The 2,624-nt window shown below is 65.4% G+C and carries 3 protein-coding genes; 1 reads left to right on the top strand and 2 read right to left on the bottom strand.

What is annotated here, in order from left to right; translation table 11 throughout:
* Nucleotides 1-547: DUF445 family protein (locus HKL97_RS09190; protein WP_291424614.1), on the bottom strand; the 547-nt coding region annotated here is incomplete at its 3' end.
* A 380-nt stretch (nt 548-927) separates the two neighbouring features.
* On the opposite strand from HKL97_RS09190, the gene HKL97_RS09195 reads away from it, so the two are divergent.
* The gene (locus tag HKL97_RS09195; RefSeq protein ID WP_291424616.1) at nt 928-1,875 is read left to right on the top strand and encodes an MBL fold metallo-hydrolase; all 948 of its coding nucleotides are present in this window, start codon (nt 928-930) and stop codon (nt 1,873-1,875) included.
* On the opposite strand, the gene HKL97_RS09200 is transcribed toward HKL97_RS09195, so the two are convergent.
* Nucleotides 1,876-2,624 (bottom strand): ATP-binding cassette domain-containing protein (locus tag HKL97_RS09200; RefSeq protein ID WP_291424617.1); only part of this gene is annotated, 749 nt, incomplete at its 5' end.

Below are 2,624 nucleotides of genomic sequence, written 5' to 3' on the forward strand. Positions count from 1 at the left end.
CAACCAGCCCGCACAGCGCGCGCGCCACCACCACGCCCGCCGCCTTGCCGCCGATCAGCTTGGGCAGGAGCCGGGCCAGCAGGCGCCGCGCGCGGCCATCCTCGATGCTGGCCAGCAGCTTGGGCAGCATTCCGGCCAGAGCCTCGGCGGCGGGGCGGGTGGCGGTGGGGTCGGCGAGAAATTTGCGTAAAATCCCTGGGGAATCGAGGTTGCCGAGGAATTTGCGGATGTCCCCCTCGGTGAACACATGGTTGGCGACGAAACGGCCCAGCGCGTTGCCCAGGCGCTCCTTCTGCGCCGGGATGATGGCGGTGTGGGGAATAGGCAGGCCGAGCGGACGGCGGAACAGCGCGGTGACGGCGAACCAGTCCGCCACCCCGCCGATAAACCCGGCCTTGGCGGCGTCGCGCAACAGGGTGGTCCACAGGCCAGGCGGCAGCGCGTAGCTCGCGGCGGCAAGGGCGGCCATCAGTCCCAGCAGCGCGGAGGCAAACAGCTTATGGCGGTTCAGCGAGGCGCGCAGCGCGGCGTCCGGATCAGATGTCATGCGCGCAGCGTACAGGGTGGCGCCGGTGCCGTGCAACATGCGCATTTTTATTGCTTTTCAGGGGCGTTTGAGAGCAGAATTACGACCGGAGATGATCCAGAGAGTCCCGTCGCGAAACACGGGACAGCTTCGAGCTTTCGAGGTATAAGTCAATGAATATAAAAGATTTAGAAACTGTAAATGTACCGCCATCCCCTGGCCGGCGGCGCCGGTCTTCCCGGCGGGTCTCCAACCCGACATTTGCCGAGGCGCTGTTTGGTGTGGTTTGTGTCATCGGCGTGTTCGCCATGCTCGCGGTGCTCTACTCGTTCAGGTGACCGGACTCCTTCAGGTGACTGGCTGGCGTTTACAGAGGGCGTATTTGCAAGGCATGATGTCCCATGCCTTTTTTAACAGAGCCGGAGCCGCTGCGCGGCGTCCCGATTTTCGTGTTGCCGGGTATCCGGCGTGTCGTGGCCCGCAACCCAGGTGTGATGACCTATCAGGGGACCAACACCTACCTCATAGAAGCGGGCGATGGCTTGGTGGTGCTCGACCCCGGGCCGAGGGATGATGAGCATGTCCGCGATGTGATGGCCGCAGCGGGCAGCCGGCCGATCAGCCATATTGTGCTCACGCATACCCATAGCGACCATTGGGGGGCAACCGCCGCACTCGCGCAAGCCACCGGGGCGCCGGTCGCGGCTTACAAAATCAGCGGGAAACCAGAGTTCAAACCCGATATCGCGCTGGATCATTTCAGCACGGTTGCGGGGCTTACGGCGCTGCACACGCCCGGCCATGCGGCGGACCATCTCTGCTTTGAGCATTTCCTGCCCGGCGGCACGAAAATTCTGTTCAGCGGCGACCATGTGATGTCCTGGTCGTCCGCGATCGTGAGCCCGCCGGATGGCGACATGCTGAGCTATTATCGCTCCCTGGAGTTGCTGCTGGCGCGCGATGAGGTGTTCTACCTGAGTGGCCATGGCCCCTTGCTTGCGGACCCGCGCGCCCTGGTGCGCGAACTGCTGGCGCACCGCCAGTACCGCGAGCGGACCATTCTGGCCGAGCTTAAGCAGCAGGATTGGGGGGTCGCGGCGCTCGCGGCCAAGCTCTACAACAAAACCGACCCGTATTTAAAAGTCGCGGCGCAGCGTAACGTGCTGGCGCACATGCTCAAGCTGAAGGCGGAGGGCTGCGTGGAGGAACACGAGCCCGACACCATCCATCATCCTGATGCCTTGCTCATCACCCCGCCGCCGGGCGTGCGCGAGGAAAGCAACGGCCAGATGATGACCCTGCGCGCTGACGCCTTGCGCCGGTTCGGCCTGGCGGGCCTGGCGGCCTGATCAGGCCGCCACCTCCGCCAGAACCCCGCCGGAGAGGGCCAGATGCCGCTGGCCTGGGGCGATGCCGCCATGGTGGCTGATGGCGACGATGGTGGTGGCGGGTAGTTTTTCGCGCAGCACCGCCTGAATTTTTCCAGCCGCGGCACTGTCCAGCGCGGAGATGGCTTCATCGAGGAACAGCCAGTCCGGTTTGGCGAGCAGCGCGCGGGCGATGGCCAGGCGCTGCTGTTCGCCGCCAGAGAGGATGAGGCTCCAGTTCTCGCTCTCGCCCAGGCGGGCGGCAAGATGTTCCAGCCCTACATCCGCGAGTGCCGTGCGAACGGCGTCATCCGCCACATCCTGCTCCACCCCCGGATAGGTGACGGTGCGCTTGAGGCTGCCCAGCGGGAAATAGGGTTTTTGCGGCAGGAACAGCAGGCTGCCCTTCGGCGGCGTGATGCTGCCATGGCCAAACGGCCAGATGCCGGCAATGGCACGAAACAGCGTGGATTTGCCGGCCCCGGAAGCGCCGGTCAGGATCACCGGTTCGCCCGCCCGCAGGGTGAGGCTGGCATGGTCCAGCAGGCAGCGGCCGTCAGGCAGGGTGAGGGTGAGGTTGTTGAGCGTGAAGGCGGCTCCGGGCGCACCCACCTGCGGCCCGGCGGCGGCGGCGCTGCGCGCGGCGGCCACGGCTTCGCGGAAGCCGTAAAGACGCGAAACGGTGGCGCGCGATGTCACCAGATACGGAGAGGAGGTGACAAACAAGGAGA

Origin of the sequence: Acidocella sp. (assembly GCF_013044125.1) — a bacterium.
Lineage (GTDB): Bacteria > Pseudomonadota > Alphaproteobacteria > Acetobacterales > Acetobacteraceae > Acidocella.

Bases quoted from the DNA above. Each gene is read 5' to 3' on its own strand.
- HKL97_RS09195 (WP_291424616.1), top strand. From the start codon at position 928: ATGCCTTTTTTAACAGAGCCGGAGCCGCTGCGCGGCGTCCCGATTTTC.